A 25653-nucleotide genomic window follows, 5' to 3' on the forward strand; every position below is an offset into this window, starting at 1 on the left:
AAGCATTTCTCAAGTTAGGATATTAAAATAAATTGGTATTTTACAGGCAAATTAAAATGCCGTATGAAATTCAATTACTTCCTAAAATCAATTGCTTTAATTGCTTTATTACTTTGCAATGGCACTTTACAAGCTCAACAAAAAGGCTGGATTAATTTATTTAATGGAAAAGATCTTAAAGATTGGACCGTAAAAATTGCTAAACATGAGGTTGGTGATAACTTTGCAAATACCTTTCGAGTAGAAAATGGATTAATGAAAGTGAGCTATGATGGCTACAAAGAATTTAATCAACAATACGGACATATTTTTTACAAAAAACCATTTTCTTATTACTTATTAAAGGTAGAATATCGCTTTGTGGGTGAACAAGTTAAAGGCGGTGAAGGTTGGGCGTTGAGAAACAGCGGAGCAATGTTACATTGTCAAGATCCAAAAACCATGTTAAAAGATCAAGACTTCCCTATTTCTATTGAAGGTCAATTATTAGGTGGTGATGGGAAGCATGAGCGTCATACCAGCAATGTTTGTACACCTGGCACAACAATTTACATGGATGATAAATTAACAGTAGCGCATTGTTTAGAATCAAATTCAAAAACTTTTCATGGCGAACAATGGGTTACGGCAGAATTTTTAGTTCTAGGAGATTCGGTCATTAAACATTTTGTGAACAAAGAATTGGTTTTAACCTATACAAAACCGCAAATTGGTGGAGGAAACGTTGCAAATTATGACCCAAAAGTTAAGGAAGATGGAAAAAGACTAACTGAAGGTTTTATTTCTTTGCAAAGCGAAAGCCATCCTATTGAGTTTAGAAAAGTTGCTTTATTTGATTTAGCGCCTTATGAAAAGGACAAAGTAAAATTGGATAAAGTGATTGATGAGTTGCTTAAATAATTTAATACATTTTCTAAATGGATATTAAATACAGCTTCGAAAAACGACCTAATGCTGATGCAATTATAGAATTATATGATAATGCAGGTTTACCAAGACCAACGCATGATAAAGAAAGGATTCAGAAAATGTTCGATAATTCCAATTTAATTGTAACCGCTTGGGATGGCGATTTATTAATTGGCGTTTCTCGTTGTATTACAGACTGGGTTTGGAGTTGCTATTTAGCTGATCTTGCTATTAGAAAAGAATATCAAAAAGATGGAATTGGCAAAAAATTAATTAATCTAACCAAAGAAAAAGTTGGGGAACAATCTATGGTTCTACTTCTATCAGTTCCAACAGCATTAGAATACTATCCAAAAGTTGGATTCAAAAAACAGGAAAGTAGTTTTATTATTAATAGAGAGGAATAAAGTGTAACTCAAAAATTCTAAAACCTTTACTATCAGCAATTGTTACCTTTAGATTAGTAAAAATTAAGATTTCTATAGTATTACTCCGATATTAGCAGAATTTTGATAAATACACAAACTATCTACAGTATGACTAAAAACTTTTTCCTTTCTATTATTCTACTTTTTATTTCGTTGAACTTAAATGCCCAAGATCTATATAAAGTTAAGGCTGATAAATTAAATGTTAGAGAAACAAGCGATCCAAGTAGTAAAATAATTGGGTTTATTCCACAAAATGAAAATGTTGCGGTTTTAGATTCTTCAAATACAAAATACTTTAAAGTTAAAGTAACCAATGGCGAGGGTTATGTAAGTAGCGAATACCTCACAAAAATTGCGTCGGCTCCAACTAAGCAAACACCTATCGCAAAACCAATAGTTGAAAAAAAAGCTGTTAAAGACAATTCAAGCATCATTTTTTTAAGTTTAGTTGCTGTTGTACTTCTTATTATGTTATTTTTAATTTTTAAGTTTTTAATGAATAACAAACTTTTAATGGTGATTTCTGCTGTGATTGTTATAATTATAGGCTATTTCTGTTATGTAGGTTTTGTCGTAAAAAAGAATATTACTGGTAAATTTACCAGCGAAAGCGATTCGCAATATTTATCATTTGACTTTAAATCCAAAGATTCAGTAACAATTCAAGATACCTATGTTGATACTTTATTTACTGCTCCTTATGTTATTGAAGACAATATGATAAAAACAAAACAGCAAGAAAACACAATTTTATTGATGATTTTGGATGAAAAAACATTAATTGGTGAAGGATTTACTAAAGCTGTTTATCATAAGAAATAAAGTTTTTTTAACATAGTGTGATGTCGCTTTTAGTACATGTTGTTGTATAAACCCTATTGTAGCAAACATGAAACGCAGCGAGTAATCGAAAAGCGAGGCTAACTTAAATTGAAATACAAATAGTGCCTTCCTAAAAATTATTAATTCAGTAATACTTAATTAACGTAAATTATATTATTACCTACCAGCAATTACTATATCCTTAATTATCAGTAACATTAATTAAAAAATTCTTTTCTATTAAAAAATAAATTTCTACCTTTGCAGTCCCTAAATAGGGAACAAAGGAGATTATTAATTAATGGCTAAAAAACAAGTAGCAGAAAAAGAACTAGAGGCTAAAACAGCCGAACTACAAGGTGCAGACGCTCGTCTAACCGAGAAAGAAACAATTGAGTCAGAAGCTGATTCGGTTTCTATCGAACAAATCAAATCATCATTAGCAACACCAGATCAAGATTTTGATTGGGATGCAGATGATAAAGTATTTGGTAACTACAGTGACGCAGACCGTAAAAAGTTTGAAGATATGTACACAGATACTTTCAACCAAATCACTCAAGGCGAAATCATTAGTGGTATCGTTGTATCAATCAACAACAAAGACGTAGTATTAAATGTTGGGTTTAAATCTGACGGTTTAGTTTCTACTTCTGAGTTCCGTGATACACCTGATTTGAAAATTGGCGATTCAGTGGATGTTTTCGTAGAAGCTCCAGAAGATGCGAATGGTCAGTTGATTTTATCTCGCAAGAGAGCAAAAACACAACGTTCTTGGGAAACCATCAACGCTGCGCTTGACAATGATACCATTATCAATGGTTTCGTGAAAAGCCGTACTAAAGGTGGTTTAATTGTTGACATCATGGGTGTAGAAGCATTCTTACCAGGATCACAAATCGACATTAAACCTATCCGTGATTACGATGTTTACGTTGGTAAAACAATGGAATTCAAGGTTGTAAAAATCAACCACGAATTTAAAAACGTTGTAGTTTCACACAAAATCTTAATTGAAGACGATTTAGAAAGCCAAAAAGTTGAAATCGTTTCTAAATTAGAAAAAGGTCAAGTATTAGAAGGTACTGTTAAAAACATTACTGATTTCGGTGTGTTCATCGATTTAGGTGGTGTTGACGGTTTATTGCACATTACTGATATTTCTTGGGGCCGCATAGAGCATCCAAAAGAAGTATTGTCATTAGACGAAAAAATCAACGTTGTTGTTTTAGACTTTGATGATGAGAAAAAACGTATTGCTTTAGGTTTAAAACAATTAACTCCTCACCCTTGGGAAAATTTAGATGCTAACTTAGCTGTTGGTTCTAAAGTTAAAGGTAAAATTGTTACTGTTGCTGACTACGGTGCTTTCTTAGAAATCATCCCAGGTGTTGAAGGTTTGATCCACGTTTCAGAAATGAGCTGGTCGCAAAACCTACGTTCACCACAAGAATTCTTGAAAGTTGGCGATGAGATCGAAGCTGAAGTTTTAACTTTAGACAGAGATGAGCGCAAAATGAGCTTAGGTATTAAACAATTAACTCAAGATCCTTGGGGTAATGTTGCTGAGAGATATCCAATTGGAAGCAAACACAAAGCTGTTGTTAAAAACATGACTAACTTCGGTGTATTTGTTGAAATTGAAGAAGGAATTGACGGATTAATTCACATTTCTGACTTATCTTGGAGCAAAAAAGTTAACCACCCTAACGAATTCACTAAAGTTGGTGATACATTAGATGTTGTAGTTTTAGAACTTGATGTTGAAAACCGCAAATTATCTTTAGGTCATAAACAATTAGAAGAAAACCCTTGGGATACTTTCGAAACTATCTTTACCCTTGATTCAGTTCATACAGGTACAGTAGTTAAAGTAACTGATAAAGGTGCTGTTATTGCTTTACCATATGGTGTTGAAGGTTTCGTACCTACTAAACACATGGCTAAAGAAGACGGTTCTGTAATCAAAGCTGAAGAAACTAATGATTTCAAAATCATTGAGTTTAACAAAGATGCTAAACGTATTGTTGTATCTCACGCCCGTATCTGGGAAGAGGCTAAAGCTGAAGTTGCTGCTGAAGAAAGAGCTACTAAAAAGAAAGAAGCTAAAGCTTCTGTAAGTGCAGTTAAAAAAGTGAAAGATTCTGTAGAGAAATCTACTTTAGGCGATCTTAGCGTTCTTGCTCAATTAAAAGAGCAAATGGAAGGCGAAGAAAGCAAAAAGAAATCTAAGTAGTTTTAACTAGCTAATATATTAAAAGCTCTCGATTAAAATCGGGAGCTTTTTTTGTTTTAAACCAATATAATTTCATTTAAACTTTGACTTATATTTCTTAAATGCCCTAAGATTAATCAGATTTTCTATTTTTGAACATCAAATCCAATACAAATGAAAAAAATCGTCTTTGCTTTTCTACTTTTCGCTTTCAACTCTAATATTTATTCACAAGAAATCAATATTATCCCTAAACCTGTATCGATAGGTATTAGTAAAATTAGCACTGAAAAAAGACCTTTTATAATAGATCAAAACACCATCATTGCAGTTTCAGAAAAGGTCGATCAAAATGTTGCGGAATATTTAAAAAATTACATCGAAACTTATTATAATCTCAAACTTAGAATTGTTTATCAAAAAATAATTAAGAACAAAGCAAATTCTATTATCCTAATAAACGCTGAAGATCATGGGAAGCCAGGTCAATATAAGCTTATTGCATCTGCTAATAATGTTACCGCATCAGGTGCAACTAATGAAAGTTTATTTTATGCTGTTCAAACAATCATTCAGCTCTTGTCTCCAACAAGTCAATTAAACAAGCTTTTAGTTCCTGATGTTGAGATTATTGACTATCCTCGCTTCGCATACCGCGGAATGCACTTGGATGTGAGTAGGCATTTTTTTGATGTTGCTTTTATAAAAAAATATATTGATTATCTCGCCCTGCATAAAATGAATTATTTTCATTGGCATCTAACAGATGATCATGGATGGAGAATTGAAATTAAAAAATATCCAAAGCTAACTGAAATTGGTGCTTGGAGAAATGGCAGTATTATTGGCTTATGGCCTGGAAAAGGAAATGAAAGTATTAAATATGAAGTTTTACCTACAGAAATTAAAATTACGCCAAAAGACGCTATCATTAAAACCGACAATATTCGTCATGGAGGTTTTTATACACAAGAAGAAATTAAAGATGTAATTGCTTATGCCGCAAAGCGATACATTACTATTATCCCAGAAATTGAAATGCCTGCACACAGTATGGCATTGTTAGCTGCCTATCCTGAATTAGGAACAGAGCCTAACAAAAAGTACACTGTCGCAGAAACTTGGGGCATGATGAACAAATACAATAATGTTTTACAACCAACAGAAAAGACATTCAAATTTTTAGAGGATGTATTGACCGAAGTAATGGCTTTATTTCCTTCTCCATATATTCATATTGGTGGAGATGAAGGCTCGAAAGTTTGGTGGAAAAGTTCATCTGTTGCTCAACAAATTATGAAGGATAATAATTTAAAAGATGAAAGTGCCTTGCAAAGTTATTTCATTCACAGAATAGAGAAATTCGTAAATAGCAAAGGAAAAACTATTATTGGTTGGGATGAAATTTTAGATGGCGGTTTAGCCCCAAATGCAATTGTGATGAGCTGGAGAGGCGAAAAAGGTGGCATCGCGGCAGCAAAAGAAAAGCATAGAGTTATAATGACACCTGAAAACATGATGTATTTTAATCATAAGCAATTTTTACAAGATGATAGCTTAGCAGCGGCAAAATATTCACCATTAGAAAATGTGTATAAATATGATCCTATTCCTGCTGAATTAGATGCTGAACAGGCAAAATATGTTTGGGGTGGACAAGGAAATTTATGGTCAGAATATATCGCTAATCCCGCGAAGGCAGAATATCAACTATTCCCAAGACTGGATGCTTTGAGTGAGATTTTATGGAGTTCAAAAGAGAATAGAAACTATCCTGATTTTTTAAGAAGATTAAAAACTCAATTTACACGCTACGATTTAATGAATATAAATTATAGCAAGAGGTATCTAACTGAAAAACCTTAATTCATGCGAAAAACACTAGCCATTATCGTTTCGTTACTTACTTTATTCGCTATTAAAGAAGGCTTTCATATCTTAAATGCAACAGATAAAGATATTGTCAATCAAAGATCAATACTTATTGTAATTGCTTTAAGTATTGTTATACCACTTATTTTATTATCATTATGGCTTTGGAGTCCACGAAAGAATAGACCAGAAAATTAGTCTAAAAACTTCTCTTTTAATTCTAGAGTTGGCATCCAACAACTTTCTTGTTTCCCAAACCATTTATAGCGGTTTTTAGCGATGTAATTATAAACTGCATCTCTAATAAAACGAGGAATGATTATAAAACCATATAACAAAGGCCACAGCCCATTTAATTTTCTAACAACTCGTAATGCTGCAGTTGAGCGTTGATAAACTTTACCATTTTCTAACAGAATAAAACTATCTAAATTTTCTGGAGCGATATTAAATAAAGCGATTTTTTCAGTAGCATATTCGCTTTGTAAGGATGCAAAATGGAAAATATTTTTATGATCTCTTTTAATTGTAAACTGCACTGCCCCATTACAGAGATTACAAATTCCATCAAAAAATATAATCGGATGCATATACAAAGATAGCCGATTTTATTTGGCAAATAATTGAATTATATTCGTTAGTGGATATGAAAATTATTACTTGGAATTGTAATATGGCTTTTAGAAAAAAGGCCAAACTTATTTTGTCTCATCAACCTGATATACTTGTTATTCCAGAATGTGAGCACCCAGATAAGATTAATTTCGATATAGATTTTCCAAAACCTAAAAGTATGTTATGGTTTGGAAAAAATCAAAATAAGGGCTTAGGAATATTTTCATACAATGATTTTGAGCTAACAGTATTAGACAATCATAACGAAAATTTAAGGATGATTGCCCCAATAAGAGTTAATAAAGGCGATATCGGTTTTAATTTATTCGCTATTTGGGCAAATAATCCAGAAGATAAAGATGGACAATATGTCGAGCAAGTTTGGAAGGCAATTCATCATTATGATTTTTTAATTAGTCAAACAAATACTATCCTGATAGGAGATTTTAATAGCAATACAATCTGGGATAATCCCCGAAGAATTGGCAACCATTCTGCCGTTGTAAAACGATTAGAAGATAAAGGAATTTATAGTGTTTATCATTCACATTACAAACAAATACAAGGTTTAGAAGCTCATCCAACACTTTATTTGTATAGACATCAAGATAAAAGGTATCATTTGGACTATTGCTTTGTTTCTGAGGATTTCTTACAAAACCTGCAGGCTGTAGAAATTGGAGAATACGAATACTGGACAAAATACAGTGATCATGTCCCTATTATTGTAACTTTTAAATCTTAATGTTTTTTGCACTTCTGTTCAACCTAAACCTGATTGCAGCGAACACGAAGTAAAGGGGAAAGCAGGGCTGCCTTTCCGATGAAAACTGAACCTTGCTTTTCAAATCAATTTTCAACCTTTTTCAACTTTAAAACATTTCAACTTTCCAACATAAAAACATTTGTCTATATTTGCCCAATCCTTGTTCCATGCAAAAGAGAACCCTGCTAAACGGTCAGAAATTTCAAATCACAATTAAGCGACTTTGTCATCAGTTAATTGAGAACCACACCGATTTTACCAATACTGTATTAATTGGCATTCAGCCTAGAGGAACTTACTTTGCAGATCGTGTACATCAAGAACTTTCTGAAATTTTAAAAACAAAATCCATTAAAAAAGGAAATTTAGATATTACTTTTTTTAGGGATGATTTTAGAAGAAAAGATGGATTAGTTACCGCAAGCAGCAATACCATAGACTTTATTATTGAAGGAAAACAAGTCATTTTAATTGATGATGTATTATGGACTGGCAGAACAATTCGTGCTGCTATGGATGCATTATTAGCTTATGGTAGACCAGAAAAAGTAGAATTAATGGTTTTGATTGACAGAAGATTTTCTAGGCACTTACCTATCGAACCAAATTATATTGGACAACAGGTAGATTGTGTTGACTCACAAAAAGTTAAGGTGAGTTGGAAAGAGAATGAGGGTGAAGATAAAGTGATTTTATTATCAGATAAAAAGCAATAACATAAAATGGCAGCAGACAAACTATCAACACGACATCTTTTAGGCATTAAAGATATTAACCTGAATGATATTGAATTGATTTTTGAAACCGCTGATAATTTTAAAGATGTCATCAATCGTCCTATTAAAAAGGTTCCTTCCTTACGGGACATCACTATTGCCAATATATTTTTCGAAAACTCTACTCGCACCAAACTTTCATTTGAATTAGCCGAAAAAAGACTTTCTGCAGACGTGGTAAACTTTGCTGCCTCTTCGTCATCAGTTAGTAAAGGCGAAACTCTAATAGATACAGTAAACAACATATTAGCCATGAAAGTTGATATGGTGGTGATGCGTCATCCATATGCAGGGGCTGGAGTTTTCTTAAGCAAACACATTAAAGCACAAATTGTTAATGCGGGCGATGGCGCACATGAACATCCAACACAAGCTTTATTAGACGCCTACTCTATCCACCAGAAATTAGGAGACGTGAGAGGCAAAAAAGTAGTAATTGTAGGTGATATTTTGCATTCGAGAGTTGCTATTTCAAATATACTTTGTCTACAAATGTTAGGTGCAGAAGTGATGGTTTGTGGACCAACAACTTTAATTCCGAAACACATTGCATCGCTAGGCGTTAAAGTAGAACACGATTTAAAGAAAGCTTTGAATTGGTGCGATGTGGCAAACATGTTGCGCATCCAATTAGAAAGACAAGACATTAAATATTTCCCATCACAACGTGAATACGCCATGATGTATGGCCTTAACAAACAGATCCTAGATAATCTTGATAAAGAAATTGTAGTCATGCATCCAGGCCCAATTAACCGTGGTGTAGAGATTACTAGCGATGTTGCTGACAGCAAACAATCGATTATTTTAGAGCAAGTAGAAAATGGAGTAGCAGTTAGAATGGCTGTGCTTTATTTACTGGCAAGTCAAAACGATTAAAAGCACTTACTATAAAGCATTTAGTACTTTAACACCCATTTTCTGGCTTCCAAACTTCTCACACTTTGGAACTCATCTATACCAATTTCCAAATCTATTCGTTAAACCTGTGTTATCAACAGATGTTAATTACTTATGTTGATAAGCTTTGATACTATTTATAATTTAGTACCAACCATATTTGAAACCTATGCATAAGAAATACCTCTTAGTTCCCTTCTTTTTAGTTGGCGGTATTGGCGCCAGTTTTGCCCAAGTAAGTCCATTAGTGAATCTTAATAAAAATTACCAGACTGGTTTAGAATTGCTACAAAATGAAAAATATGTAGCAGCTGCCCAACAATTTAAATTGGTAGAACAAATAAGAAGCAAAGCAAGTACACAACAAGAAAGCAATGCCGAATTATCTTTATTGAAAGAAAATGCTAAGTTTTATGCAGCTGTTTGTGCGTTAGAATTAGGAAATGAAGATGCTGAAACATTGTTTCAGGAATTTATTAGAGAATATCCACTAAATCCTAATACGAAGTTGGCATATTTCCATGTTGGAAAATCTTATTTCGCACAAAAGAACTATGCCAAAGCATTAGAATGGTTCGAAAAAACAGAACCTAGTTCACTTTCGCAAAAACAACGAGTTGAATATCAATTTAAACAGGGTTATGCGTATTTCGAGTTGAAGAATTATGAAAAAGCCGAACCATTATTTGAAACTGTTAAAAAAGAAGATTCTCAATTTAAAGAAAGTGCAACGTATTATTTTGCCTACATCAACTACCTAAATAAAGAATATAAAACTGCCTTAGCCAATTTCGAAAAGTTAAAAGGTTCTCCTACTTACGAAGCGAGTTATCCGTATTACATTACTTCTATGTATTATTTGGATGAACGTTACGATGATGTAATCGACTATGCAATTCCTGCAATGGCAAAAACGAAACAACAGTTTGAACCTGAAATGTTAAGTTTAGTTGCAGCCTCTTATTTCGCTAAATCGGAATTTAAAAATGCAGAAAAATACTTCGCAGAATTTTATGCAAAAGATAAAAGCCAAAGCAAAAACAATCTTTTTATTTATCAATATGGATACGCTTTATCCCAAAACGGAAAGTTTAAAGAATCAATTCCAATATTAGAGAAATTAACTACAGATGATATTTACCTACAAAATGGAATGTTTACGTTAGGTAAATCAGCACTTAAATTAAATAATAAAGAAAAAGCGAGAAGTGCATTTTTCAGAGCATCAAGGTTAGATTTCGACAAAAACATACAAGAAGAAGCATGGATTAATTATGCAAAATTGAGCTACGAGTTAGAATTCAATTCACAAGCATTAGAATCAACGCAGAGTTTTTTAAAGCAATTTCCTAGCTCAAAAAGAATAAATGAAGCAAAAACCTTATTGGGAGAGATTTTATTAAGCAGTAAAAATTATCAAGCTGCTATTGATATTTTAGAACCTATTCAAAATAAAACTCCTGAAGCAAAAGAAGCGTATCAAAAAGTAACCTATTTCCGAGGATTAGAATTTTATAACGAAAGAGCTTTCCCTAACGCTTTATCTATGTTTTTACGTTCTGGTAATTTTCCAGAGGATAAAGAGATTTATGCATTAAGTGTATACTGGATGGCAGAATCGATGTACGAATTGCGCAAATTTGGTGAGACTGTTAAAACTTTTGAAAAATTCTTAGCTATTCCAGCTGCGGAGAAAACAGAAGTATACAATTTCGCTAACTATGCATTAGGTTATGCTGCCTTTGAAGACGAAAAATATGCTAAAGCGGCTACATATTTCGAACGTTTTCTAAAAGGAGATGATAAAGATCCAAAAACAGTAAATGATGCAACCATACGTTTGGCAGATTCATACTTCGTCAATAAAAATTATAACGAAGCCATGTTAAACTATAATAAAATCATCAATGGTAAATTAACTGGAGAAGATTATGCATTATTTCAACGTGGTATGATCCAAGGTTTGCAAAAACAAGACGATGCAAAAATTGCGACCATGCAAAGTTTATTAAGTAAATTCCCTACATCAAATTACGCTGATGATGCTGGCTTTGAAACTGCATATACATACTTTAATAAAGGAGAATTTGATAAGTCTAAATCCGATTTAATTGATTTAGTCGCAAAATATCCACGTAGTAGTTACATTCCTCGTGCTCTAGTAACCATTGGTTTAGTGCAGTACAATCAAGACCAAGATGATGCAGCGTTAGAATCATTCAAAAAAGTAATTAGAGATTATGCAAGTGCACCAGAAGCTAAACAAGCATTAGAATCGATAAAAAATATTTATGTAGATAAAGGCGATGCCAATGGTTTTATCAGCTATGCAGCCACTACCCCATTGGGAAATTATTCAATGAGCGAACAAGATAATATCATTTTCCAAGCGGCCAACAATAGATATTTAAAAGGCGATGCACAAGGAACCTACGAAGCTGTAAATGCATATTTCGATAAATTCCCTAAGGCCATTCACGATAAGGAAGCGAAATTTATCAGAGCAGAATCTTTAGTAAAGTTAGGCCGCTCTGCAGAAGCAATTGCAGATTACGATTACATCCTTAACGATTGGACAAGTGATTATACCGAACGTTCATTAATCAGTGTCTCGAAAGTATTAATGGATGAGAAAAAATACAATGAAGCGATCGTTTACTTAAAAAGGCTAGAAACTACAGCGGATTATAAAGTGCATTATACATATGCAATTAATAACTTATTAAAAGCATACAATGCCTTAAATATGCCTGATGATATGCTTAAATATGCAGATCTAATCAAAAACTCTGATAAAGCATCAGAAGAAGAAAAAAACAGTTCAGACTTATACCTAGGTAAAGCCTATTTATTAAAAGCTGATACCGTTCAGGCAGTAAAATCATTTAATAATGTAGTTGCTAAAACCAAAACTCTAGCTGCCGCAGAAGCAAAATACAATTTGGCCGTTTTACAATATGCCAAAGGCGATTACAAAACTTCGCAGAAAACCTGTTTCGATTTGATTAACAACATGCCTTCTTACGATTACTGGGTGGCTAAATCTTTCATTTTATTATCTGATAATTATTTAGCATTGAAAGATAAATTACAGGCAAAAAGCACCTTATTAAGTATCATAGACAATTACGAAGGCAAGGATGATATTATTCCAACCGCCAAAGAGAAATTAGCAAAACTAAACTAGACGATGAAGATGAGATTAAATAAAACCCTATATACGACTTTATTCTTTTTAACTGCAGGTACTTTTATAGCAAAAGCACAAGATGTTAAACCTCCAGAAAAAGCTGTTACCGAGGAAGTTGAAATCATTAGACCTTATAAACCTGTGTTAGCAGAAGCGGTTAAATTGAGAAGAAGCCCAGATTTAGACAATATCAAAACATATAAAGCTAAGTTTAACTACACACTTACCGATCGAAAATTAGAGCTTAACTCTGATATCCAAAAATTACAAGCGCAGCAATTGGCAGATGAACGTGCTGCCGAATTGGTAAACAATTATGTAAAAGGTGGAATTGGTTCTTTGTCTACAATTTTGGGTGAAGCATATGTAAACATTGGTCGTGATGAAGCATTGCAAGCTGGTGCATTTTTCAGACACTTTAGTCAAGAAGGAAAACTCAATAAACAAAATGAAAACACACAACAGTTAAGTGTTTTTGGCAGAAGTATTGGGAATAAAGCTACTTTAAATGGCCGTTTGAATTACGAAAGACATGGTTTATATTTTTATGGAATAGATGATTTGAAACCAACATTAAATCCAAACCCAGAAAGGCAAGTGCTAAACTTTTTCGAATTAGAAGGAGAAGCAGTAAACAAATATACTGGCGATGAAAATGCATTAAGTTATGCTGCGAAAATTAACGCTTATATGTTCAACGATAAATTTGATGCGAAAGAACAAGCATTAACACTAACAGGATACTTGAACAAAAGAATTAGCAGTTTTAATGTAGGATTAGCAGCAGCAGCTGAAATTGGAAATACAAAAGATTTTAGCACAAGCGTATCTAATAACTTGTTACGCTTAAATCCTTATGTAAAATTACAAGCAAAAGGAGTTAAAATTACCGCAGGAATAAACTTTGTACAAGAGTTTGGAGATTTTTCAGACACTAGAATTTTCCCTACCATTACAGCAGATTTTACCTTAATTCCAGATTTCTTACAAATATTTGGGGAAGTAAAAGGTGATGTTAATCGCAATACATTAAAAAACTTTACCGACGAAAACCCTTTCTTAAATAGCAACATCGCTATCCAAAACAGTGTAGAAAAAATAAGCATTAGCGGAGGTATAAAAGGAACAGGTGGCCCAGGTTTTGGTTACAAAGCTAGATTTTATAGCAAGAAAATAACCGACATGCCTTTATTCGTTAACAATTTTAACGACTTCAATAAATTTGATGTGATTTATGATTTCGGAACGATGAAATTATTAGGCTTGGAAGGAGAAATTTCGGTACAAGTAAGTAACAATTTAAAATGGACTGGAAAATTAAACATCGAAGATTATAAAGCTGCTGCTGAACAAGAAAGTAATTATAAACCACAATTGCGCATCGGTTCTAATCTTTCGTATACGTATAATAAAAAGCTAAATTTCAATGCTAGTGTGGCAATACAAGGGGACAGTAATGCTAAATTATATACTGCGGATCCAATAACAGCTACTGGCACCTATCCTCCTGTTCCCGATTTCACAAAAGAAAGTATTGTAAACGTAAAAGGCTTTGTAGATTTAGGCATTGGTGCAGATTATAAAATCAACAATAAATTCTCAGTCTTTGCTAAAGCCAATAATTTACTCAATACAAAATATAGCAAGTATTTGTACTATCGTGTAAATGGTTTAAATATTTTTGGTGGCTTAACCTATTCATTTTAACAGGTTAAGAAATTAAGTATTGATTGATACCGAATTAAAATTTATTTTTACCAGAATGGATATATTATTATACCTAACAGAGCTTTTACAAACCCGCAAAACAGTGGGCATTGTTGGCTTGGGTACGTTATATAAAAAAAAATCACCTGGTAAATACGATGCAGATAAACATGCATTTGTTCCACCTCGCTATACTTTAGCATTTACTACTGAGCTAAAAGAACAAGAAGAATTAGCCAATTTTATTAGTAGCAAAAGAAATATCACTACAGATTCTGCCAATTACTATATTGGAGAATTCGCTGAAAAAATACACGCAGAGTTAGCAGATAAATACGAAGCTAATTTAGAACCAATAGGTAAGTTAAAATTAGTTAACGATGAACTAACTTTTATACCAGAACAAGAAAGCAATTTTGGTTTCGAATTTTTTGGGTTACCAACCTTAACTGAAATTAATTCAGAAACTGAAGAAAAAGAAAATGTAATTCCAGCTGAGGAAATCGACGAGCATACTATTGAAGAAATAGAAGAAGAAAATAAGCTAGAAGAAGAAAATCCTGGTCAGGAAACCACCGATAATTTAGATGAACAACCAGTTTATGATGAAATAGCTGAATTAGAAGCTCCAATTTTAGTTCATCCCACTCATAATCCTCCAATAATCGAAACTACTGAAGAGGAAGAAAAAGAAGAGGATTTAGATGAAGTTTCATCTCAAGACTTTATTGAAGAAGAAACTGAACCTAAAAAAGGACTGCCTTTCTTCATGAAATTTCTAATTGTACTCCTTATTATTATAGCCGCTGGTGCAATCGCTTATTTTATAAATCCTCCATTTTTTGATAAATACATCAGAAATAACTTTGAGGGAAAACAAGATAAGAATGTACCAACAGTGCCAAATGATTCGTTAACAAATAAAGCTGATTCTTCACAAATTGATAGTCTTGCAAAAAATAACAATTTGGTTAATCTAGCTACAGATTCTGCCACATCAACTATTGATAGCAGTAAAGTAATGATTTATGAAGTATTGGTAAGTGCAGTTGCCACAGAAAAAAAAGCAAACAAAATTATTGCAAATTTGGCATCCCAAGGTGTGAATGCTAAAAAAATTAAGCTTTCTAAAACCATGATTAATATTAGTGCTGGTTCTTTTTTAACAAATGGAGAAGCATTGAAATATAGAGATAGCTTAAGAATAAAATTGAGAAACCAAGGGATTTACATCCAACCAATTAAACCAAAAACACACACAAAATAAATATGATTACATTGTTAATGGCTGCTGTAGATACAGCAAATAGCGTTATAGATTCCGCAAATAGAATTGCTGCTCCAACAACACCCGCTCAACCAGAATTACACTTTATAGATTTATTATTTAAAGGAGGTTGGGTAATGCTACCACTAGCATTATTAGCATTTTTAGGGTTAGTAATTTTTACAGAACGTTATTTAACTATTCGTAAATCATCAAAAGACGAATCAAATTTAATGTTCCAAATCAGACAAAATATTCACGAAGGAAGATTAGATAGCGCTATTGCTTTATGTAAAAACACAAAATCACCTTTGGCTAGAATGTTAGAAAAAGGGTTAAAAAGAATTGGTAGACCAATTAAAGACATTGAAGGAGCCATTGAAAATACTGGAAAACTCGAAGTTTCTAAACTAGAAAAAAACATTGGCATATTAGGTATTATTGCAGGTATTGCACCAATGCTAGGTTTCGTGGGTACAATTATCGGAGTAATCACTATTTTCCATGATGTATCAATTAAAGGCGCAATTGAAATTGGAACTATTTCTGGTGGTTTATATACCAAAATGATTACTTCTGCAACAGGATTAATTATTGGAATTATAGCCTATGTTTTATACCACATTTTAAATATGATGGTAGAAAAAATCATCCTTAAAATGGAAACCGATGCAATTGAATTTATAGATTTATTAGAAGAGCCAGGCAAATAATGAATTTACGCAAAGGAAAAAAAGGTACAGTTGAGGTTCACACCTCTGCACTGAATGATATCATGTTCTTCTTGCTGCTGTTTTTTCTATTGGCATCTGCAGTAGTCAATCCAACAGTGGTTAAATTGTTAGTACCACAATCTTCAAGTGGACAACAATCTACCGCTAAAAAAGCAGTAACGGTAACTATAGATGATAATTTAAAATATACCATCAATAAAAAACCAGTTACCCTAACAGAATTACAAACAGAATTAGAGCGATATCAAAAAATCGAACCAGATTTAACTGTAATTCTATACGTAGCACGTAATGTGACTTATCAGGACGGATTTCAGGTATCTGATATCGCAAACAAAATGAAATTAAAGCTTGTTGTAGCTGTAGAGCCCAAAAAATAATGATGACCACGAGCGAAGAAAATAATTATCCGAAAGCAATTGCAATATCTGCAGGGCTAATGGCTCTATTTATTGCGTTGAGTTTTATTTGGGTAATTGGTGCATTTAAACCAGAAGAACCACCAGGCATGGGTGGAATGGTGGTTAATTATGGTACATCTGCAACAGGAATTGGCAACGATTATACCAGTATTGAAGAACCATCAATGGATCCGAATGCCAACAATAAATTACCAGATAAAGTTACACCAGAGCAAAAAGTTACTCCTACAACTTCATCTCAAGTTGATAAGAAGGACGTACTTACTCAAAATTCAGAAGACGCCGTTGCAATCAATACAAAAGCAACTAAAAATAATAATGCACCCACTAGTGCAACAGAAAACAAAACTGCACAGCCTACTATTAATCCAAATGCATTATATAAAGGCAATAAAAATAATGGTAAAGGACAAGGTGATGGCACAGGAACAACACCTGGTAATCAGGGAAGCATAAATGGAGATCCGTTAGCACCAAACTATGGAGAAGGTGGTTCTGGAAATGGAAATTCGCCAATTCCTTTAAGCAAATTTAATAACCTAATTACGCCTAAAGACGATGGGCAACAAACTGGAAAAATTTCCATTAAGGCCTTTTACAATAAAGAAGGAAGAATAACAAATGCACAAGTATATTTAAGGACATCTACACTAACAGATCCAGAATTGCAAAAAAAATGCTTGCAAGCAGTACTCAACTCATCGCTATCAAAAAATGAAATCGGCGGAACTGACAGAAGCGGAATTGTTACTTTCTATTTTAAAGTAAACTAATTTTTATAGGCACAAAACCTAAGCTCATCGTCATGCTGAGTTTATTTCAGCATCTTTCATGCTATAAAAACCCTGAAATAAACTAATTCTTATGGCGTTTTATATAAACGGTCGTCATGCTGAGCGCAGTCGAAGCATCTTTTTAGCAGGAAAGACCTGAAAAGCTAAGCATTTCGCTATTTTTAACTAACTCAAGACAGAACCATAAATATATCTCTGAAATCAATGTTTTAAAACACTGTCATTGTGTTTAGCATTTAAATTTTACACCAAAATATACTAACCTTTACTACTTTTGTGGTCTGTAAATAACTCCATGACCTACCAACAAACACTTGATTATCTATACAGCAAACTCCCCATGTTTACACGTGTTGGAGCTGTTGCTTTAAAAAAAGATTTACATAACACACTAGCCATGTGTGCTAAGCTAGGTGATCCTCAAAAAAAGTTCAAAAGCATTCATGTAGGTGGCACCAATGGCAAAGGATCAACATCGCACATGTTAGCAGCTATTTTACAACAAGCTGGCTATAAAACAGGTTTATATACCTCTCCACACCTCAAAGATTTTAGAGAACGTATTCGCATCAATGGTAAAATGGTTGCTAAACAATTTGTGAAGGATTTTGTGGCAAGCCAACAAGAAATTATTCAAGAAATTGAACCCTCTTTTTTTGAAGTTACAGTTGCCATGGCATTCGATTATTTTGCAAAAGAAAAAGTAGATGTTGCCATAATCGAAGTCGGATTAGGTGGTCGATTAGATTCTACCAACATCATCACTCCAGAACTTTCTGTAATCACTAATATCAGCTTAGATCATACTAACATTCTTGGAGATACCTTGCCAGAAATTGCAGTTGAAAAAGCAGGTATTATAAAAAAAAATATCCCTGTTGTTGTAGGAGAAAAACAAGCAGAAACTGAATCCGTTTTTATCAATAAAGCTAAAGCAGAAAATTCATCCATCAGTTTTGCAGGTTCTTCTTTGCACATCGAAAATGCACATCAAAAAAACGCACATCTAATTGTCGATATTTACAAAAACAATCAATTAATCTACCCTAATCTTTCCTTAGACTTAACAGGAAGTTATCAATTAAAAAACATACTCACAGTAATCGAATCCATTCTTAAATTAAAAGAAATAGGATATAACGTACCTGATGAAACGATATATACAGCATTAAAAAATATTAAAAAGATAACTGGTTTACAAGGCAGATGGCAAACTTTAAGTAAAAATCCATTAATAATTTGCGATACTGGCCACAATAAAGCAGGCATTACAGAAGTAATGCAGAACATTAAAAACACCCCACACCAAAATTTACACGTAGTAATTGGAATGGTCAAAGACAAAGATATCTCAGGCGTACTAGCTTTATTTCCAAAAAATGCTACCTATTACTTTTGTCAACCAAATTTAGAAAGAGCATTACCAGTAAACGAGCTAGTCAGTCAAGCAGCCACATTTGGTCTAAAAGGAAAAAATTTCACTACCGTGCAAGCCGCATTTCAAAAAGCAAAAAGCAAAGCAATAGCAAAAGACTTAATTTTTGTCGGTGGCAGTACCTTTGTTGTAGCAGAAATTTTATAATAAATTATAAAGAATTCACATTTACTTCACAATCAGATTGTTATTTTTACCGACAGTTAAACCAATTTATAATGAGATTCAAATACCTATTTTTTCTGTTCCTTTTAGGTTTATTTAGCCCAAGTTTTGCGCAAAAGTGGACCAAATCTACAACAACAAGCACTAGCACAAATTATCCTGAAACTGTTGCTCGACCAAAATTAGTAGTAGGTATGGTAATAGACCAAATGCGTTGGGATTATCTATACCGTTTTTATAACCGCTATTCAAAAGGAGGTTTTAAACGCCTAATTAACGAAGGTTTCTCAGTCGAAAACACATTTATACCTTATTTACCTACCCAAACAGCATGTGGGCATTCATCAATTTATACTGGCTCCGTTCCAGCCTTAAATGGTATAATTGCCAATTCATGGTACGACCCAACATTAGGTAGAGATATGTATTGTACAGAAGATAAAGAAGAAAAAACAGTTGGCAGCACATCAAATGCAGGTCAAATGTCTCCAAAAAATCTAAAAGTTACTACAATTACCGACGAGCTTCGCTTAGCAACCAATTTCCAAGGAAAAGTAATAAGTATTTCCTTAAAAGATCGAGGCTCAATCTTACCAGGAGGTCATTCCGCTAATGCCGCATATTGGCACGATGGTCTAACAGGCAATTGGATAACAAGCACCCATTATATGAAAAACTTACCAAACTGGGTAAATGATTACAATGCGCAAAAAGTATCAGATAAATTCTTCAATCAAGATTGGAACACACTCTATCCAATAAACACCTATACAAATAGCGACTCAGATAACGTAACCTATGAAGGTAAATTCACTGGCGAAACCTCTTCATCATTCCCACATTTAACCAAACAATACGTTGGTAAAAATTACGAAATGATTAAAAGCTTACCCTATGGAAACACAATGACCATAGATTTCGCAAAACTAGCTGTACAAAACGAAAATTTAGGCAAAGATGCAATTACAGATTTTTTAGCAATTAGCTGCTCTGCAACAGATTATGTAGGGCATCAATTCGGACCAAATTCTATAGAATTAGAAGACACTTATTTAAGATTAGATAAAGACCTAGAAGAACTATTTACCTATCTAGATAAAACCGTTGGTAAAGGAAATTATCTATTCTTCCTTTCCGCAGATCACGGAGTTGCTCATGCACCAGAATTTTTAAATAAAAATAATATTCCAGCCGAAAGATACACCACAAGAGCAGTGGTAAAAGGATTGGACTCACTATTACAACAAAAATTTCAGCTTAATAAAGCTATTATCAATATCATGAATGATCAAGTAATTTTCAATCGTAAAGTTATAGATAATAGCACAGCAGATTTTACTGCAGTTAAATCAACAGTTATCAACTACTTAAAAAAACAAAGAGGGGTAAGCAACGCAATAGACTTAAATAATTTGCAAAACACAACATTACCTGCCACATTAAAAACCAGATTAGAAAATGGATACAATCCAAAATTAAGTGGCGATATTCAAATTATTGGCAACGCAGGCTGGTATAATTCCAGTTCTTCATCAGGCATTGGTCATGGTGGTTGGTATCCTTACGATTCTCACATTCCATTAGTATTTATGGGATGGAAAGTAAAACCAGGCAAAACAAACGAAACACATTACATGACAGATATTGCTGCAACATTAGCTGCCATGTTACACATTCAAATGCCAAGTGGAAGCATTGGTACACCAATAACAGAGCTTACACATCAATAAAAAATAGTCTTTATCGAAAAGCAAAAGCAGGGCAACAAACAACGTTAGCCCTGCTTTCGTTTATAGTCCTCATTTCACTTCGTTACACTCAGGGCTATCCACTCAATCAGGTTTATAAAACAAAAATCCGTGCAATAACATCCTCATCCCTTAACCTATTAACTGCACCACTTAAACTAGCAACCGCAATGCTTAAAATGATCCTATCAATTAGTATCCCCCCAACCAAAAATCACTAAAAAATTAAAAGGCTTAAGCATTGAGCAATAAACTACACCGTTAAATAACAATCTACATATCATTAATCCACAACTAACAGACTAATCCCCACTTTTTGCTAACTTTGCATACCAAATACAAAAACCTTCATGGAACAAATTCAAGTATATAAACCAAAAAATAAAATTCGTTTTGTTACTGCTGCCGCCCTTTTCGATGGACACGATGCAACCATTAATATTATGCGTCGAATCTTACAATCATCAGGAGCAGAAGTAATTCACTTGGGTCATAACCGTTCAGTAGAAGAAGTAGTAAATTGTGCCATACAAGAAGATGTACAAGGCATCGCTATGACATCTTATCAAGGTGGCCATATCGAATATTTTAAATACATGTATGATTTGCTACAAGAAAAAGGCGCAAAACATGTTAAAATATTTGCAGGCGGAGGTGGTGTAATCCTTCCATCAGAAATAAAAGAATTACAAGCCTACGGTATTACACGAATTTATTCACCAGATGATGGTCGTAAAATGGGATTACAAGGCATGATTAACAATATGCTAGAGCAAACCGATTTTATTACAACCAAAGCAATTACAACAGAGCTTCAAAATATACCAAATAAAGAAGTCAAAAGCATAGCATCAGCAATTACAGTTGCAGAAAATGATCCAGAAGGTGCGCAGAAATTTGTAAATGAACTAAAAAAACTAACACTAAAAAATCAAGCACCTGTTTTAGGTATAACCGGTACAGGCGGTTCTGGTAAATCATCTCTTGTCGATGAATTAGTGAGAAGATTTTTAATCGAAGTAAAAGATAAAACCTTAGCAATTATTTCAGTAGATCCTTCTAAAAGGAAAACTGGCGGTGCATTATTAGGTGATAGAATTCGAATGAATGCAATAAATAACCCAAGAGTTTATATGCGTTCATTAGCTACCCGCCAAGCCAATTTGGCACTTTCTAAAAACGTTCAAGAGAGTATAGATATTTGCAAAGCCGCAGGTTACGACTTAATCATCGTCGAAACCTCTGGTATCGGACAATCTGATACAGAAATCACAGAACATTGCGATATTTCTTTATACGTAATGACCCCTGAATTTGGAGCTGCTACACAACTAGAAAAGATCGATATGCTCGATTTTGCTGATTTAGTAGCCATCAATAAATTCGATAAACGCGGTGCTTTAGATGCACTTCGTGATGTACGTAAACAATATAAACGCAATCACAATCTTTTCGATGCCAAGGATGAAGAAATTCCAGTATATGGAACAATGGCATCACAGTTTAACGATCCTGGAATGAATAATCTTTTTGTTGCTTTACTAAAAGGCATAAAAGAGAAAACTAAAGTAGATTTTATATCAGAAATGGAAATGACTGCCAGTCAATCAGAAAAAATCTACATCATTCCACCAGATCGCATTCGATATCTATCAGAAATTGCAGAAGCCAGCGAAACCTATAATGAATGGGTAGATAAACAATGTAAAATTGCCAGAAAACTATATCAACTTCAAGGAGTAATTGATTTTTCTACAGAATTTAAAAACTTTGGCAAAGGATTAAAAGAAGCCTATACTTTTCTAGAAGAACAATTAGATGGTGAATGCAAACGCCTACTTCGCCAATGGCCAGCTACAAAACAAAAATATAAAGAAGAATTTTTTGTGTATAAAGTACGTGATAAAGAGATTAAACAACCGCTTTATTACGAATCCTTATCGAAATTACAAATCCCTAAAGTATCGCTACCTAGATATGAAGATTGGGGAGATATTTTACGTTGGTTACTAACAGAAAATGTACCAGGAGAATTTCCATATGCAGCTGGTGTCTTTCCATTAAAACGAGAAGGAGAAGATCCAACACGAATGTTTGCAGGAGAAGGAGGCCCAGAACGAACCAATAAACGTTTCCATTACGTATCATTAGGTCAACCAGCGCATCGTTTATCTACAGCATTTGACTCCGTTACCTTATATGGAGAAGATCCGCATATTCGTCCAGATATTTATGGAAAAATTGGTAACTCTGGTGTAAGCATTGCCACTTTAGACGATGCGAAAAAACTATATTCTGGTTTTGATTTATGCGCACCATCTACCTCAGTTTCCATGACCATTAATGGACCTGCTCCTATGTTATTGGGCTTTTTTATGAATGCTGCTATTGATCAGCAATGTGAAAAATATATCATAGAAAATGGATTAGAGAAAGAAATAGAAGCTAAGATCAAACAAATTTATAAAGCTAAAAATATAGAGCGTCCATCTTATCAAGGAGAATTACCCCAAGGTAATAATAGTTTAGGCTTAATGCTATTAGGAGTAACTGGAGATGAGGTTTTACCAAAAGATGTATATGCCAAAATAAAAGCATATGCGATAAGTTCTGTTCGTGGTACTGTTCAAGCAGATATTTTAAAAGAAGATCAAGCACAGAACACCTGCATTTTCTCAACAGAATTTGCCTTAAGAATGATGGGCGACATTCAGAAATATTTTATAGATGAAAAAGTTCGCAACTTTTATTCAGTTTCTATCTCCGGATATCATATTGCAGAAGCAGGTGCTAATCCTATATCTCAATTAGCTTTCACATTAAGTAACGGATTTACTTTTGTAGAATACTATCTAAGCCGTGGTATGAATATTGATGATTTTGCTCCAAATTTGTCTTTCTTTTTCAGCAACGGTATTGATCCAGAATACTCAGTAATTGGTCGTGTAGCACGTAGAATTTGGGCTAAAGCGATTAAAAATAAATACAAGGGAAATGATCGTTCACAAAAATTAAAATATCATATTCAAACTTCTGGTCGTTCTTTACATGCGCAAGAAATTGATTTTAACGATATAAGAACTACGTTACAAGCATTATATGCAATCTACGACAACTGTAATTCATTACATACCAATGCGTACGATGAAGCAATTACAACACCTACAGAAGAATCGGTGCGCAGAGCGATGGCAATTCAATTGATCATTAACCGTGAATTGGGATTAGCAAAAAATGAAAACCCATTACAAGGCGCTTTTATTATTGAAGATTTAACAGATTTAGTTGAGGAAGCTGTTTTAGCTGAATTTAAACGAATTAATGATAGAGGTGGTGTTTTAGGAGCTATGGAAACCATGTATCAAAGAGGAAAAATTCAAGAAGAAAGCTTGTATTATGAAACCTTAAAACATACTGGAGAATTTCCGATTGTTGGTGTAAACACATTCCTTAACAAAAATGGTTCACCTACAATTGTACCTGGTGAAGTAATTAGAGCTACAGAAGAAGAAAAACAATACCAAATAACTACGCTTAAAGCTTTTCAAGATAGAAATGCTACTAAAACAGCACAAGTGTTAAAGGATTTACAAAAATCAGCTATTGCTGGAGAGAATATCTTCGAACAATTAATGGAAGTTTGTAAAATTTGTTCACTAGGACAAATTAGTAAAGCACTTTATGAAGTTGGGGGTCAATACCGTAGAAATATGTAATCAAGAAATATCAAACAAAAAAGGGCTAGATAATTAATCCAGCCCTTTTTTGTTATATTCTTATAAGAGTTAAGCATGAAATCCAGCTAAACTTATAATCCATTGTAGGATTCTTCATTCTTTCAGCAACACGTAATAAACGGTCTGGTAAATTCATTATATAATCTCTAGCTTTCTCACCTGCTTCATTTAACTCTTTCACGCTATCTATTTTCCATTCTTCAATTAGTTGCTGCATAATTTCTACATAATCTACAGCTGTATAAACCCCTAAGCGTTGAGCTGCATCAGTAAAATGACCGAAAGTTTGTCCTATTTTCAATCCCATCTCACGTAAAAAGTGGGCAGGCATTACAATTTTCTTACGCATCATATCTTCAAAAGCGATCATCGCTTCATTTGGATCAACTTCAAAAATCTTTGACATAAAATCTTTATAGGCTTTTGCATGACGTAATTCATCAGCTGCTATTACACCACACATTTTTGACAATAGCACATCACCATCTTTTTTAGCTAAAGATGCTACTCTTCTATGTGAAATATTTGTAGCTAATTCTTGAAAACTAGTGTAAACAAAATTACGATAAGGATCATGTCCAGTTCCTATGTCGAATCCATCAGCAATTAAATATTGCGTAGAAATTTCCATTTGACGCATGTCAACTCTACCAGAAAGATATAAGTATTTATTTAATAGATCCCCATGACGATTTTCTTCTGCTGTCCAGTTTCGGTTCCATCTCACCCAACCACCTTCTTCATCACGAGATATATCATCCATGGTCATTAACCACGATTCATAAGTAGGTAATGCTTCTTCAGTTATAGTATCACCTATTAATACAGCAACCAAATCATAAGAAAGATCTTTGGCATTCTCTTTTAATATTTTAATATCCTGATAAAAAGATTCACTTGTAGAATCTGGCAAAAAATCAGAAGGTTGCCAATTGGTATCTATAGGTTTCAAATAGGTAGGCATCATTTTAAGCATGTATTTTTCAACATGCGATAATACTTCCTTTCTTGATCCAAAATTGATTTTCATCGTTTTCTAATTAAGGTACAAAGATACGCATTAACCCTTGTTTAGCCTTAGTTTATTTGTAATAAAAGCGTTTGTATAGTTTAAAAGTACCATTATTAGCTAAAAAAGGAGCTTTATA

At 33.5% G+C, this 25653-nt stretch carries 20 protein-coding genes; 18 read left to right on the plus strand and 2 right to left on the minus strand.

Features of this window, described 5'->3' with window-relative positions; genetic code table 11:
* The first annotated feature begins 63 nt into the window (after positions 1-63).
* The 6 genes from ACHMWN_RS16730 to ACHMWN_RS16755 all read left to right on the plus strand — a co-directional run bounded on the left by ACHMWN_RS16730 (position 64) and on the right by ACHMWN_RS16755 (position 6447).
* Positions 64-900 (plus strand): DUF1080 domain-containing protein, encoded by an 837-nt coding sequence (locus ACHMWN_RS16730; RefSeq protein WP_397303457.1) that lies wholly within the window; start codon positions 64-66, stop codon positions 898-900.
* A gap of 17 nt (positions 901-917) precedes the next feature.
* Entirely contained in the window at positions 918-1316 is a 399-nt protein-coding gene (locus ACHMWN_RS16735) for a GNAT family N-acetyltransferase (RefSeq protein WP_397303459.1), read from the plus strand.
* A gap of 129 nt (positions 1317-1445) precedes the next feature.
* Positions 1446-2162, plus strand: a complete 717-nt coding sequence (locus ACHMWN_RS16740; protein WP_397303462.1) for an SH3 domain-containing protein — start codon at positions 1446-1448, stop codon at positions 2160-2162.
* A gap of 301 nt (positions 2163-2463) precedes the next feature.
* Positions 2464-4398 carry a 30S ribosomal protein S1 gene (rpsA, locus tag ACHMWN_RS16745; protein ID WP_397303464.1) on the plus strand — a complete coding sequence of 645 codons (1935 nt, stop codon included), beginning with the start codon at positions 2464-2466 and terminating at the stop codon, positions 4396-4398.
* Between the two features lie 153 nt (positions 4399-4551).
* Positions 4552-6243, plus strand: coding sequence for a beta-N-acetylhexosaminidase (locus ACHMWN_RS16750; RefSeq protein ID WP_397303467.1), 1692 nt, complete (start codon positions 4552-4554; stop codon positions 6241-6243).
* 3 nt (positions 6244-6246) lie between these two features.
* Positions 6247-6447 carry a hypothetical protein gene (locus ACHMWN_RS16755; protein ID WP_397303470.1) on the plus strand — a complete coding sequence of 67 codons (201 nt, stop codon included), beginning with the start codon at positions 6247-6249 and terminating at the stop codon, positions 6445-6447.
* Here the strand turns inward: ACHMWN_RS16755 and ACHMWN_RS16760 are convergent.
* A complete protein-coding gene (locus tag ACHMWN_RS16760; RefSeq protein WP_397303473.1) occupies positions 6444-6839 on the minus strand; it encodes a thiol-disulfide oxidoreductase DCC family protein in 396 nt (131 codons plus the stop codon). The two genes, ACHMWN_RS16755 and ACHMWN_RS16760, sit on opposite strands and share 4 nt — an antisense overlap.
* A gap of 56 nt (positions 6840-6895) precedes the next feature.
* On the opposite strand from ACHMWN_RS16760, the gene ACHMWN_RS16765 reads away from it, so the two are divergent.
* From ACHMWN_RS16765 to ACHMWN_RS16820, 12 genes are all read left to right on the plus strand, one after another.
* Positions 6896-7609, plus strand: a complete 714-nt coding sequence (locus ACHMWN_RS16765; protein ID WP_397303474.1) for an endonuclease/exonuclease/phosphatase family protein — start codon at positions 6896-6898, stop codon at positions 7607-7609.
* Positions 7610-7797: 188 nt separating this feature from the next.
* Positions 7798-8346 carry a bifunctional pyr operon transcriptional regulator/uracil phosphoribosyltransferase PyrR gene (gene pyrR, locus ACHMWN_RS16770; RefSeq protein WP_397303476.1) on the plus strand — a complete coding sequence of 183 codons (549 nt, stop codon included), beginning with the start codon at positions 7798-7800 and terminating at the stop codon, positions 8344-8346.
* 6 nt (positions 8347-8352) lie between these two features.
* Positions 8353-9285, plus strand: coding sequence for an aspartate carbamoyltransferase catalytic subunit (locus ACHMWN_RS16775; RefSeq protein WP_397303479.1), 933 nt, complete (start codon positions 8353-8355; stop codon positions 9283-9285).
* Positions 9286-9475: 190 nt separating this feature from the next.
* Positions 9476-12493, plus strand: coding sequence for a tetratricopeptide repeat protein (locus ACHMWN_RS16780; RefSeq protein ID WP_397303481.1), 3018 nt, complete (start codon positions 9476-9478; stop codon positions 12491-12493).
* 9 nt (positions 12494-12502) lie between these two features.
* The gene (locus tag ACHMWN_RS16785; protein WP_397303482.1) at positions 12503-14203 is read left to right on the plus strand and encodes a hypothetical protein; all 1701 of its coding nucleotides are present in this window, start codon (positions 12503-12505) and stop codon (positions 14201-14203) included.
* A 55-nt stretch (positions 14204-14258) separates the two neighbouring features.
* The gene (locus tag ACHMWN_RS16790) at positions 14259-15470 is read left to right on the plus strand and encodes an SPOR domain-containing protein (RefSeq protein ID WP_397303485.1); all 1212 of its coding nucleotides are present in this window, start codon (positions 14259-14261) and stop codon (positions 15468-15470) included.
* A 2-nt stretch (positions 15471-15472) separates the two neighbouring features.
* Positions 15473-16183: a MotA/TolQ/ExbB proton channel family protein gene (locus tag ACHMWN_RS16795; protein ID WP_397303488.1), complete on the plus strand. Its 711-nt coding sequence runs from the start codon at positions 15473-15475 to the stop codon at positions 16181-16183.
* Entirely contained in the window at positions 16183-16584 is a 402-nt protein-coding gene (locus ACHMWN_RS16800) for an ExbD/TolR family protein (protein ID WP_372818311.1), read from the plus strand. Before ACHMWN_RS16795 ends, ACHMWN_RS16800 begins: the two co-directional genes overlap by 1 nt.
* 2 nt (positions 16585-16586) lie before the next feature.
* On the plus strand, positions 16587-17399 hold the full coding sequence (locus ACHMWN_RS16805; RefSeq protein WP_397303491.1) for an energy transducer TonB: 813 nt from the start codon (positions 16587-16589) through the stop codon (positions 17397-17399).
* 316 nt (positions 17400-17715) lie between these two features.
* Positions 17716-19002 carry a bifunctional folylpolyglutamate synthase/dihydrofolate synthase gene (locus tag ACHMWN_RS16810; protein ID WP_397303493.1) on the plus strand — a complete coding sequence of 429 codons (1287 nt, stop codon included), beginning with the start codon at positions 17716-17718 and terminating at the stop codon, positions 19000-19002.
* A gap of 71 nt (positions 19003-19073) precedes the next feature.
* Positions 19074-20750 (plus strand): alkaline phosphatase PafA, encoded by a 1677-nt coding sequence (gene pafA, locus ACHMWN_RS16815; protein WP_397303495.1) that lies wholly within the window; start codon positions 19074-19076, stop codon positions 20748-20750.
* Between the two features lie 368 nt (positions 20751-21118).
* Positions 21119-24484, plus strand: coding sequence for a methylmalonyl-CoA mutase family protein (locus ACHMWN_RS16820; RefSeq protein WP_397303498.1), 3366 nt, complete (start codon positions 21119-21121; stop codon positions 24482-24484).
* Positions 24485-24536: 52 nt separating this feature from the next.
* On the opposite strand, the gene ACHMWN_RS16825 is transcribed toward ACHMWN_RS16820, so the two are convergent.
* Positions 24537-25535 (minus strand): acyl-ACP desaturase, encoded by a 999-nt coding sequence (locus ACHMWN_RS16825; RefSeq protein ID WP_397303501.1) that lies wholly within the window; start codon positions 25533-25535, stop codon positions 24537-24539.
* Positions 25536-25653: the final 118 nt, after the last annotated feature.

The sequence above is a fragment of the Pedobacter sp. UC225_61 genome, assembly GCF_044452285.1.
GTDB lineage: Bacteria > Bacteroidota > Bacteroidia > Sphingobacteriales > Sphingobacteriaceae > Pedobacter.